The organism is Cellulomonas humilata, assembly GCF_030814415.1.
Taxonomy (GTDB): domain Bacteria; phylum Actinomycetota; class Actinomycetes; order Actinomycetales; family Cellulomonadaceae; genus Cellulomonas; species Cellulomonas humilata_A.
The window spans coordinates 964,814-981,937 of sequence record NZ_JAUSVB010000001.1 but is presented as its reverse complement, the minus strand read 5'-3'; the positions used below and the strand labels follow the sequence as shown (position 1 = coordinate 981,937).

The 17,124-nt window shown below is 69.2% G+C and carries 13 protein-coding genes; 5 read left to right on the top strand and 8 right to left on the bottom strand.

The window, feature by feature from the left end; all coding sequences use genetic code 11:
* Nucleotides 1-17 precede the first annotated feature (17 nt).
* From J2X26_RS04470 to rpmH, 8 genes are all read right to left on the bottom strand, one after another.
* Nucleotides 18-1,181, bottom strand: a complete 1,164-nt coding sequence (locus J2X26_RS04470) for a ParB/RepB/Spo0J family partition protein (RefSeq protein ID WP_307490155.1) — start codon at nucleotides 1,179-1,181, stop codon at nucleotides 18-20.
* Nucleotides 1,178-2,560: an AAA family ATPase gene (locus J2X26_RS04465; protein WP_307490154.1), complete on the bottom strand. Its 1,383-nt coding sequence runs from the start codon at nucleotides 2,558-2,560 to the stop codon at nucleotides 1,178-1,180. Before J2X26_RS04465 ends, J2X26_RS04470 begins: the two co-directional genes overlap by 4 nt.
* Nucleotides 2,561-3,311: 751 nt before the next feature.
* Nucleotides 3,312-3,989 (bottom strand): 16S rRNA (guanine(527)-N(7))-methyltransferase RsmG, encoded by a 678-nt coding sequence (gene rsmG, locus J2X26_RS04460; protein WP_307490153.1) that lies wholly within the window; start codon nucleotides 3,987-3,989, stop codon nucleotides 3,312-3,314.
* 4,033 nt (nucleotides 3,990-8,022) lie between these two features.
* Complete coding sequence (locus tag J2X26_RS04455; protein ID WP_307490151.1) at nucleotides 8,023-8,538, bottom strand: Jag family protein; 516 nt, start codon at nucleotides 8,536-8,538, stop codon at nucleotides 8,023-8,025.
* A 35-nt stretch (nucleotides 8,539-8,573) separates the two neighbouring features.
* Nucleotides 8,574-9,626: a membrane protein insertase YidC gene (gene yidC, locus J2X26_RS04450; RefSeq protein WP_307490150.1), complete on the bottom strand. Its 1,053-nt coding sequence runs from the start codon at nucleotides 9,624-9,626 to the stop codon at nucleotides 8,574-8,576.
* A gap of 21 nt (nucleotides 9,627-9,647) precedes the next feature.
* Nucleotides 9,648-9,944 carry a membrane protein insertion efficiency factor YidD gene (yidD, locus tag J2X26_RS04445; protein WP_307490149.1) on the bottom strand — a complete coding sequence of 99 codons (297 nt, stop codon included), beginning with the start codon at nucleotides 9,942-9,944 and terminating at the stop codon, nucleotides 9,648-9,650.
* 7 nt (nucleotides 9,945-9,951) lie between these two features.
* Entirely contained in the window at nucleotides 9,952-10,317 is a 366-nt protein-coding gene (gene rnpA, locus J2X26_RS04440; protein ID WP_307490147.1) for a ribonuclease P protein component, read from the bottom strand.
* A gap of 11 nt (nucleotides 10,318-10,328) precedes the next feature.
* Entirely contained in the window at nucleotides 10,329-10,466 is a 138-nt protein-coding gene (gene rpmH / locus J2X26_RS04435; protein ID WP_010849920.1) for a 50S ribosomal protein L34, read from the bottom strand.
* A 490-nt stretch (nucleotides 10,467-10,956) separates the two neighbouring features.
* Between rpmH and dnaA the strand changes: the two genes are divergently transcribed.
* The 5 genes from dnaA to J2X26_RS04410 all read left to right on the top strand — a co-directional run bounded on the left by dnaA (nucleotide 10,957) and on the right by J2X26_RS04410 (nucleotide 17,077).
* Nucleotides 10,957-12,501 (top strand): chromosomal replication initiator protein DnaA, encoded by a 1,545-nt coding sequence (dnaA, locus tag J2X26_RS04430; protein ID WP_307490146.1) that lies wholly within the window; start codon nucleotides 10,957-10,959, stop codon nucleotides 12,499-12,501.
* 708 nt (nucleotides 12,502-13,209) lie between these two features.
* A complete protein-coding gene (dnaN, locus tag J2X26_RS04425; RefSeq protein ID WP_056018536.1) occupies nucleotides 13,210-14,340 on the top strand; it encodes a DNA polymerase III subunit beta in 1,131 nt (376 codons plus the stop codon).
* Between the two features lie 66 nt (nucleotides 14,341-14,406).
* Nucleotides 14,407-15,336 (top strand): phosphogluconate dehydrogenase (NAD(+)-dependent, decarboxylating), encoded by a 930-nt coding sequence (gnd, locus tag J2X26_RS04420; protein ID WP_307490145.1) that lies wholly within the window; start codon nucleotides 14,407-14,409, stop codon nucleotides 15,334-15,336.
* Between the two features lie 9 nt (nucleotides 15,337-15,345).
* A complete protein-coding gene (gene recF / locus J2X26_RS04415) occupies nucleotides 15,346-16,527 on the top strand; it encodes a DNA replication/repair protein RecF (protein WP_307490144.1) in 1,182 nt (393 codons plus the stop codon).
* Nucleotides 16,517-17,077, top strand: a complete 561-nt coding sequence (locus tag J2X26_RS04410) for a DUF721 domain-containing protein (RefSeq protein WP_307490143.1) — start codon at nucleotides 16,517-16,519, stop codon at nucleotides 17,075-17,077. Before recF ends, J2X26_RS04410 begins: the two co-directional genes overlap by 11 nt.
* Nucleotides 17,078-17,124 lie beyond the last annotated feature (47 nt).

Sequence of the window (17,124 nt, the reverse complement as noted above, 5' to 3'; positions counted from 1 at the left end):
GCTTTCGATCGTACAGATCAGCCCTTGAGCAGGCCCGGGTCCTCGGGGGCAAGGCTCGCCAGGATGCGGTTCAGGTCCTGGACCGACGCGAACTCGACCGTGAGCCGGCCGCGGGACTTCCCCAGGCTGACCTTGACGCGGGTCTCGAAGCGGTCGGAGAGCCGCGCCGCCAGGTGGTCGAGGGCCTCGTTCTTCACACCCGCCCGCGGTGCAGCGCGACGCGCGGTCGGCTCCGCGTCGCCGCCGAGCGAGACGATCTCCTCGACCGCACGGACCGACAGCCCTTCGGCGACGATCCGCTGCGCGAGACGCTCGATGGCGGCACCGTCGCTCAGCCCGAGCAGCGCGCGAGCGTGCCCCGCGGACAGCACCCCGGCCGCGACCCGGCGCTGCACCAGCGGCGGCAGCTTGAGCAGACGGAGCGTGTTCGAGATCTGCGGGCGGGACCGCTGGATGCGCGTCGCCAGCTGCTCGTGCGTGCAGCCGAAGTCGTCGAGCAGCTGCTGGTACGCAGCAGCCTCCTCCAACGGGTTCAGCTCGGACCGGTGCAGGTTCTCCAGCAGCGCGTCGCGCAGCAGGTCGGAGTCCTCGGTGTCCCGGATGATCGCCGGGATCGTCGCCAGCCCGGCCGCCTGCGTCGCACGCCAACGCCGCTCGCCCATGATCAGCTCGTAGCCGTCGCCCGCGTCACGCACGACGATCGGCTGGAGCACACCGACCTCGCGGATCGAGCCGACCAGCTCTTCGAGCGCGTCCTCGTCGAACACCGTGCGCGGCTGCTTCGGGTTCGGGCGGATCTCGCCCACCGGAAGCTCCGCGAACCGTGCCCCGGGCACAGGCACCAGTCCGTCGACGGGAGAGACGTCCGCCGGCTTCGGCTCCACGACGGCCGGCTGCGCGACCTCTGCCGCTGCCACGGTCACGTCGGCAGCCGTGACGTCCGCCGTCGGTGTGCCGTTCGTGGCCGCTGCCGCCGTGCCGTCAGGCGTCGACGTGGGCGGTACCTCCGTCAGCGTCGCCGTCGCGACCGCGACCGGTGCCGCCGGCTCGCCGTTCTCCCGCTTGGGGTCCGGGAAGAACACGTCGACGGGACGCTCGGCCCCGGTGGGTCGCTGACCGTCCAGGCCTGTCGGTATGAGGGCCCCGAGGCCCCGGCCCAGACCGCGTCGCTTCTCGCTCACTGTTCCTCCTGAAGGACGGGCGAAGCCGCCTGGTACTCGTGTGCTGCTTGGTGGGTGCCGCCGTTCGACGACCGCCCGTCGTTCGTGTCGTCCTTGAACTCCATGGCTCCCCGCTCCGCCACCTCACGGGCGGCCTCGAGGTATGCCAGCGCGCCGGACGAGCCCGGGTCGTAGGTCATCACGGTCTGGCCGTAGCTCGGCGCCTCGGAGATCCGGACCGAGCGGGGAACGGTCGTGCGGAGTGTTCGCTCCGGGAAGTGCGTCCGCACCTCGGTCGCTACCTGCTGCGCGAGGTTGGTCCGCGCGTCGTACATGGTGAGCAGGATCGTCGAGACGTGCAGCTGCGGGTTCAGGTGTGCCTGGATCAGCTGGATCGTCTTGAGCAGCTGGCTCAGTCCTTCCAGCGCGTAGTACTCGCACTGGATCGGGATGAGGACCTCACGTGCCACGACGAACGCGTTGACCGTCAGGAGCCCGAGGCTCGGCGGGCAGTCGACGAACACGTAGTCGATGCGTTCGTGCCCGTTCGCCACCCGCCACTCCAGGTAGGTGTCGAGCGCGTTCCGCAGCCGGGTCTCTCGGGCGACCATCGAGACCAGCTCGATCTCAGCGCCCGACAGGTCGATCGTCGCCGGCAGGCACCAGAGGTTCGGGACGTCTGGGCTCTCCTGCACAGCTTCCGCCAGCGGCGCCCCGTCGACCAGGACCTCGTAGATGGACGGCGTGCCCGCGCGGTGCTCGACGCCGAGTGCTGTCGACGCATTGCCCTGCGGGTCGTTGTCGAGCACGAGGACGTTCAGCCCCGCCTGCGCCAACGCCGCAGCGATGTTCACGGTGGTCGTCGTCTTGCCGACGCCGCCCTTCTGGTTGGCGACCGTGATCACCCGGGTCTGCTCGGGGCGCGGGAACCGGCGCCCCTGCAGCTCGATCCGGCGTCGGGCGTCTTGCTTGAGCTCGGCCATCAACGGGGTGTCGTCAGTGACCACCGGCAGGCTCTCGACCAGCGCAGCGCGACGAGTCTCCTCCGGGTCGAGGTCATGTCGCGGCGCCATGGGCGAGATGGTGTCACGCTCGCGATCGACTTCTGAGCCATCACGGCCCTCGGCGCCGGGTGAGTCGACTGTGAGATCCGCCTCGGACGACACGATGGCCGCGCCGATCAGCGGAGGAGTTCCTTCGTCGGAGCGATGACCTGCGGCGACATCCTCGTCATCCCATGACCTGGCGGTGTCCGCCGGAAGCACGCCAGCATCAGCGGCGGCTGGTGTTTCACGTGAAACAGAGGCCTGCGACGGGCTGGCTGGGGCACTCACCATGGGAATGTACGGCTCGCCCGCGCTCACCGGCTTGCGGTCGGCGGTGCGCAGCTTGGCGGTCATCCCGCCGGCGTCGGACGCCCCGCGATCCTCGCCCGGAGCGCCCTCGGTCGGCGACGTCGAGCCACCCCCGCCAGCACCAGAAGGTGACCCTCGGTCCATGGCCGCACCGCGCTCGTCGTCTCCTACGGCGTTCTGTGCGCCGACCGTCCCTGCCGGGGATTCCTGCCCTTCCCGGACGGCGGAGGTGCCTGTCGTCACCTGGTCTGCCGACCCCGCCGCCTCCGTGGGCACCGTCTGCGACGCGGCAGGACTGGGCGGAGGGCCTGCCGGCGGTGGCGCCTGCCGCAGGCCGGTCGGCTCTGCAACCGTCGGGGTCGCTGCAGCGACGGGTGGCTGGTCGACTCGACCGTCCCCCACCGGGCCAGAGCCGGGGTGCCCCAGCGGTAACGACGCCCGTGCCTGCTGCGTCGGCTGCGGCAGAAGGGCCGCGGGCGGCGCCTGAGTCGGCGCAGGCTCGGTCACGTGCGGTGCCGGAGCGACAGGCTGCTGCGGCTGAGTCGCGGATCCCTGTGTCGAGAGCGGCGCCGGAGCGACGGGCTGCTGCGGTTGGGCGAGCACCGGTTGGGGCTGGGCTGGGACCGCCTGGGACGGTGCGAAGGTCGGCGTCGGCTGTGCGACGGGCGGCTGCGACGCGGGAGTCGCCGGCTGTGGCGACCACTCCGCGGAGGCGTCTGGCTCTGGCGCCCTGCCCTGGCTGCTTGCTGCGTCGGAAGCCTGTGCGGCCGCCGCCTCTTCCTGTCGACGCTTCTTCCTACCGAACACCAGGCACAGCCTCCCGTACGACGCGGACCACCCTCGTCACCTCGACCCCCTCGATCGTGGGTGCGTCCACGACGGACGCAACTCCAGCACCGAGCTTGCGGCCGACGTGCTTGGCCGTTTCGATCTCCTCTTCCGCCTTGCTCCCCTTGAGCGCGACGAGTGTTCCGCCACGCTTCAACAGCGGGATGGCCCAGCGATAGAGCTTCTCCAGAGATGCAACGGCTCGAACCGTGACAGCGTCGCCGACCAGGGTGCCGTGCTCGTCCTGCGCACGACCACGCCGGACCACGACGTTGTCGAGCTGCAAGCTCTCCGCCACCTCGCTCAACCAGTCCGTTCGGCGTTCCATCGGTTCCAGGAGCACAACCTCGGCCGAGGGCAGCATCGCTGCCACCACGATCCCCGGCAGACCGGCGCCGCTCCCCAGGTCGATGATCCGACCTTCCGTCGGAAGGAACGGCACCACCGCGGCGGAGTTCAAGAGGTGCCGCTCCCACAAGCGTGAGAACTCCCGAGGGCCGACGAGGCCCCGCAGCTCACCCTGGTCGACGAGCAGATCATGGAACCCCTTGACGGCAGGCCACGCGGAGCCGAAGAACGGTTCAAGCCGATCGTCGCCGTCGAGCGGGTCTGCTCCGTCGGTCATTTCCGACTGAGCTTCCGTCACCGTCAGGTCCCCCAGGTTTCACGTGAAACGAGATGCGTGCCGACTCTCAGAAGCGTCTGCGTGAGCCGCGCGACGACCTGGTCTCGGCCCGTCGCGGCCCTACCGTACCGTGCTGGACTCCAACCATCCCGCTGTCCACGACGACTGCAGGAAACAACAAGCGGGACTCATTCGCGCGGTCCTCCTGGAGACGTCGCGGGTCGCCGGTCAGGAGCGGCGAGGAGTGACCAGCGCTGAGCCCACCTGCACGCGGCTGCTGGCGCTGCTCGACGCATAGGTGCAGTTCGCAGGCCTGCAACGTCCACCTCTGCGCTCCTCGGGCGGAGCGGACGACGTCGACCCTGAGGCTGCGAGTCACGGCCCAGCGAGTCGTTGATCGCGTGAGAAGCTCTTCAGAGTCAGCGGCGCAGACCGTACCGCACGCCCGACGACGCGGGGCTAGTCGACCACCGCATCGTGCTTCCCGGTCGGACCGCGACGCCCAGCCATCGCGCTGGTCAGTTCACTCGCCCCGGCCATGTCGCCCGGGCCTGGCGCCCTCTGATCCGCAGGCTGGCCGGAGCGACGGACTGTTCATCTCATCGACCGTGGATGTCGGCAACCGCAAAGCAGGATCCCCTCCTGCCGGAGACCTGGGCATCGCCTGCTCCTCGGCGGCACGCCCTTGTTTCACGTGAAACAGATCCAGGGTGCCTATGTTGCGCTGGCGCGACCATCTCCCGGCTGACGCGCTCACATGACTGCGTCCTCACCGGCAGACCCACCCGTCGCCTCGTCCGCCCGTCGTTGGCATGCTCCGGTGCCAAGCACCCGCACCAGACTCCAAGAGCGCGTGGCGCCGTGGCGTGCTGTCGATCCGCGGCCCTCCGCCGCATGTCCGTCAGAAGCGTGCGCCTCCGCGACTGGTCGCAGCACGCTCGCCATGGGGGCATGATCTGCGCACGTCGTTGCGTGTTTCACGTGAAACACCATCGGCTCGCAGGTGTGCTGGCCTGCCTTGTGGCCCCCGGCCCGGAGCGCTCAGGTGGGCGATGCGCCGCCCCGGGCTTGCAGGTCGCTCGTCGCCGCGGCCGGCCGTCGCTCACCAGCATCGCGTCGATGTAGAACCGTCCCTTCTGGCTCGGCCAGATCGCTGCAGCCAGCGACTCGCCAGAGTCCGTGCGTCAGCGTGGGGCACGTCTCCCGCTGCGCATCTCCGAGGGACGCTGGACTCGCGCCCACGGCACACCGGAGCGTCCTTCGTTCCGGGACAGCCGTCATTCGTTGCGCTCGTTGCCCGGTGCCCGGTCGGGCGGCGTGGAACGGCTGACGGCTTCGAGTCGTGTCTGGACCGGACCGCCCCTTGCACCTGTGACAGAGCCGTCTCGCGTGCTGTCTGCACTCGATCGCTTCCGGTCGAGGCGCTCCCTGTTGGTTAGCGCTACGTCTGGGTGATGGCGCGTCGGCAGGACTGCCATTACTCGGACATCCAGATTCGCCCTGCTCGGACATCCAGAGTCGCCCGCGCGCCTGCGCGATGCGCGGGCAGCTCCGCTCGGTCTCGGGGGTTCTCGCCGCACTGGTTCCAGGCCGTCGAGTCCCCGGCCTGAACTTCGACAACCCGGTGACCAGCGTCGTGGCGCCTACTGCACCCGACGACCGTGGTCGGGAACCTGGCCCGCACCTCCGGTTAAGGCTTTCGAGCGTCGACAAGAGACTGCCTCTGCGCGGATGGCTCCAACGAGGCTGGCGCTCCCAGACTCGCTCTCGGCGCCCGTCACGGCTCGGAGTTCGGATCACCTGCCGATCAGCGGGAGGTGCTGTGCCTGGCCCGCCACCTCATGGAGTGCGTCGCTCGTCAGTTCCAGCGTCTAGCGACAGCGACGCGGAAGCCTCCTGTGAGGGAATCGAAGCGCCACCAGCTCGGACCGGCACGTGGGAGGGATCGGGGCCCGACATCGCCGTTCAACCGATGTCGTTGGCCAGGCGGCCCTCGTGCCGACGGTGCCGCGCCCTGCCTGCTCGCCGCCGCCCCATTTCGTCAGGTCGTGCGGGAGCCCGCCGAGCACCCTCCGGAGCACTCGCAAGATCTCCAGCAGCGGGTACTTGCCGCCCCGACCACGCCAGGTGGTCATTGCCCGAGTGGGCGAGCACCACGGGAAGGACGCGCTCGGCAACGTCCCCGAGGTCGGCCGCCGGAGCGCGGCTTCCCGCGAATCGCATTGTTGCCCACGCTCTGTTTCACGTGAAACAGAGCACGACCGTGTCTGACTCCCGCCTCGTTTGCGAGCGCCGAGCTGACCGCTTCTCACGCCCGACCTTCTCTGCCTAGCCCGAACGTGAGTTCAGGCACGAGCAGTGTGGCGAAGGGCTCCCGGCGTGAGGAGCGGGCGCAGGTTCGAGCGGCAGATCGGCGCAGCCGAGCGTCGTCCCACGGCCGATCGGCGCAGCCGAGCGTCGCATCACGGCATCGTTCCATCGTCGTGGGTGAGGTTCCGCGGGCGACTCGTTCGTCGGCAGACGGCTCCAGTCAGGGCTGTGGCAGTTCGCGCCCGCGAAGTCAGAGTGTGACGTGTCCCGAGCGCCATCGGACGACTACAGCAAGCTTCCAATGCAGAGAGTCACCCCTGCGTGGTTGGCTCACGACGACGGTCAGCCCATCGAGTGGCCTGTTCGGCACCGCGGCTTGGGTTGGTGCCGCTCAATGACCTGCGTGTCCGCACTGGCTGTGCTCGACATGTACTGAGGGAGTCCGATGCTGGCGCCACGGGCGGCTCCTGGTCAACGGGGGTGTCGTGGCGACCCCTTCCGCCGAATCGCGGACGACGCCCCACTGTGAGGATGTGTGGACCGCGCTTGATCAACGGTCCTTCTAGCCACCGGCACGCATCGCTCCACCCCCACACGCGTGCTGCAGGGCAGCCTGGGAGTGGAAGGAGCGACGGCCCACTGCGAGCACACCGGGGCGAACTTTCAGGGCCGCAGGTTTCACGTGAAACAACAGGGCTGCAGACCTCTGCGTGCCAAGCACGCCCACACGCCCCCTGCAGCCGGCACGACTCCCAAGACTCGGTCGGGCGCCGACAGGAACCGGCAATCGCGATGGGACGGGCCCAGACTCCAGTCAGCGCTGTCGCGCGACGTCGTGCAGTCGACCGTGGCGAACCCTGAGAGCACCGATGAAGCCAGTGCGTCATGCAGCTCCGTGAAGAGCAGCCGACGGTTCCACGTGAAACAACGCGACCTACGGCCCAGGTACGCCATTCGCGCGCACCCTTTTGGGGACGGACGGGGCAGACGCAGGTGCACGTCCGCACGAACAGGCCAGCGGCAACGCGCCCGGTGGCAGTCCGCATGCCCAGGGAGCGGTGGCGGTCTCGAGCGGACCCATCGAAGCGTCTACGCGACACCCTCCCGAGCGTGGATCGCCATGAAGTCCCACGGACCGACATCACGGCACCACGGCACCACCGCGGCAGTGTGGTCGAACTGACGACCGATCGCCTCGGAATGAACCGACGCGCGCGATGCCCGGCCGACTGCCCTGGGGGTGTTGGCCACCCCGACTCACATGTGAGAACCGGCTCTCCACCGGCGCGGCGAGCTTCGCCAAGCTGGCACCCGCACTCGCGGACCAGGGCCGGAACGCACGCTCGCGTTCGGCTGGCGCTCGAATGTTCCACGTGAAACAAGGCCTAGGACTCGAAGACGTCAGCCGACCCTGGCAATGTGTTTGAAGCGCTCGCGCCGAGCGATTCACGGGCGAGGGTCTCGCGCAATCCTGCTGAGCTCGCGTCCGCGCACCAGGCAAGAGCGCACAGGCGCCCCCAGGTTCTGACACGCCTGTGACGGTCGGTGACCCGACTCCATCGCCCACCGCGCGACGCGGAGCCCGCCACAGAGCAACTCACCCTGGCGGCAGAACACACCTGACGTCACAGCACAGTCGCAATACGTCCCGCACCGTGCGCTCCCGTTCCACGTGAAACATCGCCACCAACGACGAAGGGGTAGGCCACCGGCCCACCCCTTCGTCCACGCTATGGAGGCTATGTCACGCCGGCCGGATCACCACGTGCCGGTTCGGCTCGACACCGTCGGAGTCGCTCGACATCCCTGCTGTCGCGACGGCGTCGTGGACGACCTTGCGCTCGAACGGGTTCATGGCGTCGAGCGCAACGGCTGCGCCGGACTCCTTCACTCGCGCGATGGCCTCCTCGGCCACGGTCACCAGCTCCGCCCGACGAGCGGAGCGGTAGCCGGCGACGTCGAGCATCAGGCGGCTGCGCTCGCCGGTCTTCGCCTGGACAGCGAGACGCGTCAGCTCCTGGAGAGCGTCGAGGACCTCTCCGTCATGGCCGGCCAGCCGGGAGAGCGACTTGTCGGCCGGGTCCTCGGACACGATCTCCACGGCCGCCCTGCCGTGGTCGATGTCGATGTCGATGTCACCGTCGAGGTCGGCGATGTCGAGGAGCTCCTCGAGGTAGTCGGCGGCGATCTCGCCTTCCTCCTCGAGACGCTTGGTGCTGGTGCTCTCGACGGGGACAGCGTCGGGCTGGGTCGAAGTCATGGAGTTCTCTCTCCGATCATCGTCGCGCGGGTGCGCTACTTCTTTGGCTTGGTGGGTGCGCCTGGCGCTGGAGTACTGGGCCCGTCGGCGTCGCCGTCTGTGGGAGCGACGGGCTTGTCCTTGATCTCGTCGATCACAGGCTTCGGCTTGTTGCGGTCCTTGCGCTTCGGCTGCTCGCGCTGGCCGCGCGGCTTCTCCTCGATGATCACGGGCGCAGCGTCTTCCTCGATCACGCCATGCGCCTTGGCCTTCTTGGCCTTGCGCTCCTTCATGGCGATCTCGGCCTGGGAGCCCGGGGCCGGCATGCGACGGATCGTGTAGAACTGCTGACCCATCGACCACAGGTTGGTGGTGGTCCAGTAGATGAGGACACCGATGGGGAAGTTGACGCCGGAGAAGGCGAAGATCAGCGGCAGCACGTAGAGCAGGACCTTCTGCTGCTGTGCCATCGGACCCTGCAGTGCGGCGGGCGGCATGTTCTTCATCGTGAGCTGGCGCTGCGTGAGGAACGTGGTCGCGGACATCGCGATGATCAGGACCACCGTGACAACCCTGATGTGCCAGTTGTCGCCGGCCTGCATGAACGTGCCGGACAGCGGCGCACCGAAGATCGTCGCCGCCTCGGCCTGGGCCGCGAGCTCGGGCGACAGCGGCCCGATCGGGGGATAGGTGCCGTCGGCGATGCCCGGGAGCTCGATGAGGACGCGGAAGAGCGCGAAGAAGATGGGGGACTGCAGCAGGATCGGCAGGCAGGAGGCGAACGGGTTGGTGCCGTGCTCGCGGTAGAGCGCCATCGTCTCGCGGCTCATCGCCTCCCGGGAGGCGGGGTCCGTCTTGCCCTTGTACTTCTTCTGGATCGCCTGCATCTCGGGGGCGAGCAGCTGCATGCCGCGCGACGCCTTGATCTGCCGGAAGAAGAGCGGGATCAGCAGGATCCGGATCACGATCACGAGTCCCACGATGGACAGTGCCCATGCGGCACCGCCGGCGGGGTCGAGCCCGATGGTGCTGAAGAGCGCGTGGAACTGGACCATGATCCAGGCCACGACGACCATGATCGGTTTGAGCAGACCGTCGAACCAGTCCATCGGGCAGAACTCCTCGGGGGGTCAGTGTGTGGACGGGGCCACGTCGTGATGGTGGTGAACGGATCGTGCTGGTGGAACGTCGTCCACGCCACCCAGGTTCCACGGGTTGCAGCGGAGCACCCGCCAGGCGGCGAGCGCCGTCCCGCGGATCGCGCCGTGGCGCTGCACCGCGATGACGGCGTACTGCGAGCAGGACGGGTAGAACTTGCAGGTCGGCGGGGTCATCGGGGAGATGAACCGCTGATACGCCTTCAGCAGGAGCAGCAGGAGACGGGCGGGCGCACGCACGATTCCGCGGACAACCGATCGCATAGTCATGGGATGACTACGCCTCGGTCCGGCGTCGAGCGCGACGGGCGGCTGTCTCCAGCGCGGCGTCCAGGTCGGCACCCAGCAGGTCGAACGAGCGTGTCGCAGCGGGCGGGAGGGCCCGCACGACGATGCCGGCATCGGTGGGCATCGCTGCCAACCGCGCGCGGACGAGCTCGCGCAGACGACGCTTGACGAGGTTGCGTGTCACCGCAGTCCCGACCGCCTTGGACACGACAAGACCGACCACCGGCCCGGAGGGCGAGTGATCGGTCCTGGTCGTCAGATGCACCACGAGGGTGTCCCGTCCGCCGCGCGCGCCTCGGCGCACCGCCTGCTCGAAGTCGGCAGCGCGGCGCATCCGGTGCGCAGCGGACAGCACCGACGGTGGTGTCAGGCCGAGAGCTCCGCGCGGCCCTTGCGACGACGTGCCGCCAGGATCGCGCGGCCGGCGCGGGTACGCATCCGCAGGCGGAAGCCGTGGGTCTTGGCCCGGCGCCGGTTGTTCGGCTGGAAGGTGCGCTTGCTCACGAGAGTCTCCAAGTACATCGGGTGGGCCTCGCATGTGCCGCGCGACCAGGTTCAGGCTGCCGAGATCGAACTGCTCCCAGGACACGCATCGCGTGCGTGCGGCGTCAGGGCGCGCCAGCAGGGGCCATCGAGAAGGCTGCAATACCGTACTTCCCGCCGTACTGGCCGGTCAAATGCGCGCGACTCGCCGGAACGATCCGCCCACACGGGCAACGACGTCACCCCACCGGGCTCTCCCCGTACCTGCCTCGGACCACTAGCATCGGTCATCGTCGCCGGGGGCGTGCGGCCTGTGGATCACGACGTGGTGGACGGCTGCGAAGCCCGACGGCCAGCAACTGCAGAACGGCGACTGACGGGCCGTCCTCATCGTGTCTGAGCACCCATGACGCCGGCGCGGCCAACTGCTCACAGGTGTGGACAACTGTGTGGACAACGCACGGTCGTGCGAGACTCGACCACCCACGCGATCGAACAGCTGAGGTAGCACGTGTCACAGGACGAAGAGCTTTCCCGGGTCTGGGGTCACGTGGTGTCGACCCTCGAGTCGAGTCCGGACATCACGCCGCGCCAGATCGCGTTCGTCCGGCTGGCACGGCCGCTGGGACTCCTCGACGGGACGCTCCTGCTCGCGGTCGGCAACGACCTGACGAAGGACTACCTCGAGTCGCGTGTCCGCGGCGAGGTGACTGCTGCTCTGAGCGCCGCCCTCGACCGTGAGGCTCGCTTCGCCATCACGGTGGACCCGGAGCTCGCCGAGGACGCACCTCCTGCCCTCCGTGTCGTCGGCTCGGGTGCGGACCAGCGGCACGAGCCGTACAGCCAGTCGCGCGACGAGCGGGAGGCCGACGAGGCCGACGCTCGTCGCGACGCCCGCCCCGACCTGTCGCTGGTGCCCGACGACGGGCAGGACGACCGGGACGACCAGGTGCGTGAGCGCCGGTACGGCGGTCGCAACGACGACCGGCCGCCGCCGGCGAACCGCCGGATGCCGGCCGAGCCCGCACGGCTGAACCCGAAGTACCTCTTCGAGACGTTCGTCATCGGCAGCTCGAACCGGTTCGCGCACGCGGCCGCGGTCGCGGTCGCCGAGGCACCGGCCAAGGCGTACAACCCGCTGTTCATCTACGGCGACTCGGGTCTGGGCAAGACCCACCTGCTGCACGCGATCGGCCACTACGCGCAGAACCTCTATCCGAGCGTGCGCGTGCGCTACGTGAACTCCGAGGAGTTCACCAACGACTTCATCAACTCGATCAGCGAGGGCAAGGCCGGCGCGTTCCAGCGGCGCTACCGCGAGGTCGACGTGCTCCTCATCGACGACATCCAGTTCCTGCAGGGCAAGGAACAGACGATGGAGGAGTTCTTCCACACGTTCAACACCCTGCACAACGCGAACAAGCAGGTCGTGATCACGTCCGACCTGCCGCCCAAGCAGCTGAACGGCTTCGAGGACCGGATGCGGTCGCGCTTCGAGTGGGGCCTGATCACCGACGTCCAGCCGCCCGACCTCGAGACCCGCATCGCGATCCTGCGCAAGAAGGCCGGCAGTGAGCGCCTCCAGGCGCCGCCGGACGTCCTCGAGTACATCGCGAGCAAGATCTCGACCAACATCCGCGAGCTCGAGGGTGCGTTGATCCGGGTCACGGCGTTCGCCAACCTGAACCGGCAGCAGGTCGACCTGTCGCTCGCGGAGATCGTCCTCAAGGACCTCATCACCGACGACCAGACGACGGAGATCACCGCGACGCAGGTGATCGGCCAGACGGCGGCGTACTTCGGGCTGAGCATCGACGACCTGTGCGGGTCCAGCCGCTCGCGCGTGCTCGTCACGGCCCGTCAGATCGCCATGTACCTGTGCCGTGAGCTGACCGACCTGTCGCTGCCCAAGATCGGGCAGGCGTTCGGTGGCCGGGACCACACCACGGTGATGCACGCGAACCGCAAGATCCGCGAGCTGATGGCGGAACGACGGTCGATCTACAACCAGGTCACCGAGCTGACGAACCGGATCAAGCAGCAGAACAGGGGCTGACGGGGCAGGAATCGGCCCTAGTTATCCACAGCTGTCCACAGGAGCCTGGGGACACTTGTGACACGGTTCACCCATTCGGCGCATCGTTGCTCCTGACAACGCCTTGCGGTCACCTGACCTGCGACAACGCCACCAAACGGACATCGCGGGAGCAATGTGTGCGTTCACAAACGGGCGTTCCGGGCATCTGGGCATGAGACAACTCTCACCGTCGAATCGATTCGAAGCCCTTGACTCGAACCTTCACCCTCCGGATGAGACATGCATGGGACGAATCTCCACACCTGTGCACTCACCTGTGGACGACGGTGGATGACACGCCATCGCGATGTGGACGGCGCGCACCTGACCGGTGGACACAGAACCGGCCGTCGACAGCCGTCCACGCTCGTCCACCGCACGTCCGGATCGGCCCACAACCGGGATACACAGCCTGATCGGGACCTGACCTGCACGGACATCGACGATCCACACAGTGCACAGGACCGATGACGACGATGACACTTCTCTAGTAGGGGGATCCACACACCGCCAGAGGACGTGAGGCGGCCGACGCACCGCGGCGAACGACACGGTTGTCGTTGTCATCCCCATGCCCGTACCGAGCGTCGGACCACTCGCGTAGTGTTCGCCTGACGCCTGCCCGCCTGGACCCCCGCACAACCCGTGACGGAGTGCCGGCCAGGCCAGCTCGACGAGAGGTGAGGTATGAGGTTCCGGGTCGACCGTGACGTTCTCGCGGACGCCGTCACGTGGACGGCGCGCAGCCTGCCCACTCGGCCGCCGGTCCCTGTCCTGGCAGGTGTACGCCTCGAGGCCGACACCACGGGCACGGTCCAGCTCTCGAGCTTCGACTACGAGGTCTCCGCGCGGTCGCAGATCCCCGCCGACGTGAGCGAGGCCGGCACGGTCCTGGTCTCGGGTCGCCTGCTCGCGGAGATCTCCCGTGCCCTGCCCGACAAGCCCGTGGACGTCGTCCTCGACGGCACCAAGGTCGTCGTGACCTGCGGAGCCAGCCGGTTCACGCTCCTGACGATGCCGGTCGAGGACTACCCGAACCTTCCGGTCATGCCGCCGACCACCGGGACCGTCGACGGCGACGAGCTCACCCACGCGGTCGCCCAGGTCTCCGTCGCCGCCAGCCGGGACGACACGTTGCCGCTGCTCACAGGCGTGCGGGTCGAGATCGAGGGCGAGAAGGTCACGCTCCTGGCCACCGACCGCTACCGGCTCGCCCTGCGCGAGCTCACGTGGAAGCCGTCGTCGCCGGACATCTCGACGGTCGCGCTCGTGCGTGCCCGGACGCTGTCCGACGCCGCCAAGTCGCTCGGCAGCGCCGGCTCCGTCACGGTGGCGCTGTCCACGGGCTCCGGCGTCGACATGATCGGGTTCGAGGCGGCCGGCCGGCAGACCACCAGCCTCCTGGTCGACGGGGACTACCCCGCCGTCCGTCGGCTGTTCCCGGACGAGACCCCCATCCACGCGATCGTCGGCACGCACGCCCTGGCGGACGCCGCGAAGCGCGTGAGCCTCGTCGCCGAGCGCAACACCCCGATCCGCCTGTCGTTCAGCGAGGGTCAGGTCGTCCTCGACGCCGGCCAGGGCGACGACGCGCAGGCGTCCGAGGCGCTCGAGGCGACGCTCGTCGGTGACGACATCTCCGTGGCGTTCAACCCGCAGTTCCTGCTGGACGGTCTGGGCGCGCTGAGCACCACGTTCGTCCGGTTGTCGTTCACGCACCCGAACAAGCCCGTGGAGTTCACGGGTCAGGAGTCGCTCGACGGCGAGGACAACCCGGAGTACCGCTACCTGCTGGTCCCCATCCGCTTCGCCAGCTGACCGGCGCACCGCCGCCACGTGCGGCACAGTGGGACGCGCGATCGCGGCTCCGAGAGAGGCACAGTCATGCACATCGGTCTGGTGGGTCTGGGCAAGATGGGTGCGAACATGCGCACCCGGATCCGTGCTGCGGGCATCGAGGTCACGGGGTACGACCGGAACCCGGACGTCACCGACGTCCCCTCGCTCGAGGCGCTGGTCGAGGCACTCCCTGCCGGTGAGCGTGTCGTCTGGGTGATGGTTCCGTCGGGTGTCATCACCGACAGCGTCGTGAACGACCTCGCCGGCCTGCTGACAGCGGGTGACGTCCTCATCGACGGCGGCAACTCGTACTACCAGGATGACCAGAAGCACTCCGACGTCCTCGCCAAGACCGGTGTCGACTTCCTGGACGCCGGTGTCTCGGGGGGTGTCTGGGGTCTCGAGAACGGCTACGGGCTCATGGTGGGCGGCCACGAGGACGTCGTCGCCAAGGTCATGCCGGTGTTCGACGCGCTACGTCCGGAGGGCCCGCGCGACGAGGGCTTCGTGCACGCCGGAACGGTCGGCGCCGGGCACTTCGCCAAGATGGTGCACAACGGCATCGAGTACGGACTGATGCAGGCCTACGCCGAGGGCTACGAGCTGCTCGCTGCGAAAGACCTGGTCACGGACGTGCACGGCACCATGCGCGCATGGCAGCGGGGCACCGTCGTGCGGTCCTGGCTGCTGGAGCTGCTGGTCAAGGCGCTCGAGCAGGACCCGGGTCTGGGCGAGATCGACGACTGGGTCGAGGACTCCGGCGAGGGCCGGTGGACCGTCGACGAGGCGATCGACCTGGCGGTGCCGGCACCGGTCATCTCCGCATCGCTGTTCGCCCGGTTCGCCTCCCGTCAGGAGGAGAGCCCGGCGATGAAGGCGGTCGCGGCGCTGCGCCAGCAGTTCGGAGGCCACGCCGTGAAGCCCGCGGGAACCACCGGTCCGGTGACCGGCACGCCACCGTCGCAGTCGTTGTAGCCGGACCAGATGTACGTCGCCCACCTCTCCCTGACGGACTTCCGCTCGTACGCGCAGGTCGAGCTCCCGCTGGAGCCGGGGATCACCGCGCTCGTCGGCCCCAACGGGCAGGGCAAGACGAACCTGGTCGAGGCGATGGGCTACGTCGCGACGCTCGGCAGCCACCGGGTCCCGACGGACGCGGCGCTCGTGCGCGCGGGAACCTCCCGTGCGGTCGTCCGGGCCAAGGTCGTCCGTGAGCTGGAGCCCGGGCGTCCGCGCACGACGCTGGTCGAGATCGAGGTCACGCCCGGCAAGGCGAACCGTGCGCGGGTGAACGGCGGCTCGCCCACCCGTGCGCGGGACGTGCTCGGCATCCTGCGCACGGTGCTCTTCGCGCCGGAGGACCTGTCGTTGGTCAAGGGCGACCCGGACGGCCGCCGGCGCTTCCTCGACGACCTGCTGGTCCAGCTCACGCCGCGGGTCGCGGGGACCGTGGCCGACTACGACCGGGTGCTCCGTCAGCGATCGGCACTGCTGAAGTCGGCGGCCGTGGCGCGGCGGGGTGCGGGTGCGGACCTGCGCACGCTGGACGTCTGGGATGCCAAGCTCGCGCAGACCGGCGCGCAGATCATCGTCGCGCGGCGGAGTCTGGTCAGGGCTCTGGCGCCGCACATCGAGAAGGCATACGCGCAGGTCAGCGCAGGGCAGGGCGACGCGATCGTGACGTACAAGGCGTCGCTGGACGCGGTGCTCGAGATCGACGACGACACGGCCGGTGTCGAGCTGGTCGAGGCGCAGCTGCTCGAAGCGATGGGCCGGTTGCGCAGCAAGGAGATCGAGCGCGGCGTCAGCCTCGTCGGGCCGCACCGGGACGACCTGGTCCTCACGCTCGGCGGGCTGCCGGCCAAGGGGTATGCGAGCCACGGGGAGTCGTGGTCGTTCGCGCTGGCGCTGCGGCTCGCCTCGTACGAGCTGCTGACGCGCGGCGACGAGGGGGTCGGGGGCGACTGGGGTCCGGACGGAGAGCCGGTGCTGATCCTCGACGACGTGTTCGCGGAGCTCGACGCCCGTCGCCGTGACCGGCTCGCGGAGCTCGTCGCACCCGCTCGGCAGGTACTCATCACAGCGGCCGTGGCCGACGACGTCCCGGCTCCGCTGGCGGGCGCGCGCGTGGATGTCATGGGCGGTGAGGTGGCGCGTGTCCTCTGAGGAGCTCTTCCCCCAGCCGAAGGCGGCAGACACCCCGCTGCGGGACCTGGTCGAGCTGACCCCGCCGCGCCAGGTGGCGCTCGGTGCGCTGGGTCGCGCGAAGGCCGCGGCCGCGCAGCGCGGGTACCGGCCGGGCGACCCGGCGAGGCGCCGACCGCTGGTCCCGGTGGCCGTGGGGACCGCCGGACCGGGTGCGCGCGACCCGCAGCTCATCGGCTCGACGGTCAGCGGGCTGCTCGACCAGCTGGGCGGGCCGTCGGACCAGGTGGCGGGCGTGCTCAAGCACCGGTGGTCGGAGCTCGTCGGCCCGCAGGTCGCCGAGCACTGCGAGTACGTGTCGTTCGAGGGCGGGGCACTCACGCTGCGCGCGCACTCGACGTCGTGGGCGACACAGCTGAAGTTCTTGGCACCGGCGATGCTCGGGCGGTTCGCGGCGGATCTCGGCGACGGGATCGTCCTCGAGATCACCGTGCTGAACCCGGGCGGACCTCGGTTCAAGACGGGTCCGAAGAGGGTCGCCGGGCGCGGCGAGCGCGACACGTTCCGCTGACCGAGGAATGCAAGGGTCGACGCCCCGGGGAAAAGAGGGTCCAGGCC

Bases quoted from the DNA above. Each gene is read 5' to 3' on its own strand.
- yidD (WP_307490149.1), bottom strand. From the start codon at position 9,944: ATGACTATGCGATCGGTTGTCCGCGGAATCGTGCGTGCGCCCGCCCGT.
- gnd (WP_307490145.1), top strand. From the start codon at position 14,407: ATGCACATCGGTCTGGTGGGTCTGGGCAAGATGGGTGCGAACATGCGC.
- yidC (WP_307490150.1), bottom strand. From the start codon at position 9,626: ATGGACTGGTTCGACGGTCTGCTCAAACCGATCATGGTCGTCGTGGCC.
- dnaN (WP_056018536.1), top strand. From the start codon at position 13,210: ATGAGGTTCCGGGTCGACCGTGACGTTCTCGCGGACGCCGTCACGTGG.
- J2X26_RS04455 (WP_307490151.1), bottom strand. From the start codon at position 8,538: ATGACTTCGACCCAGCCCGACGCTGTCCCCGTCGAGAGCACCAGCACC.
- J2X26_RS04465 (WP_307490154.1), bottom strand. From the start codon at position 2,560: ATGACCGCCAAGCTGCGCACCGCCGACCGCAAGCCGGTGAGCGCGGGC.
- recF (WP_307490144.1), top strand. From the start codon at position 15,346: ATGTACGTCGCCCACCTCTCCCTGACGGACTTCCGCTCGTACGCGCAG.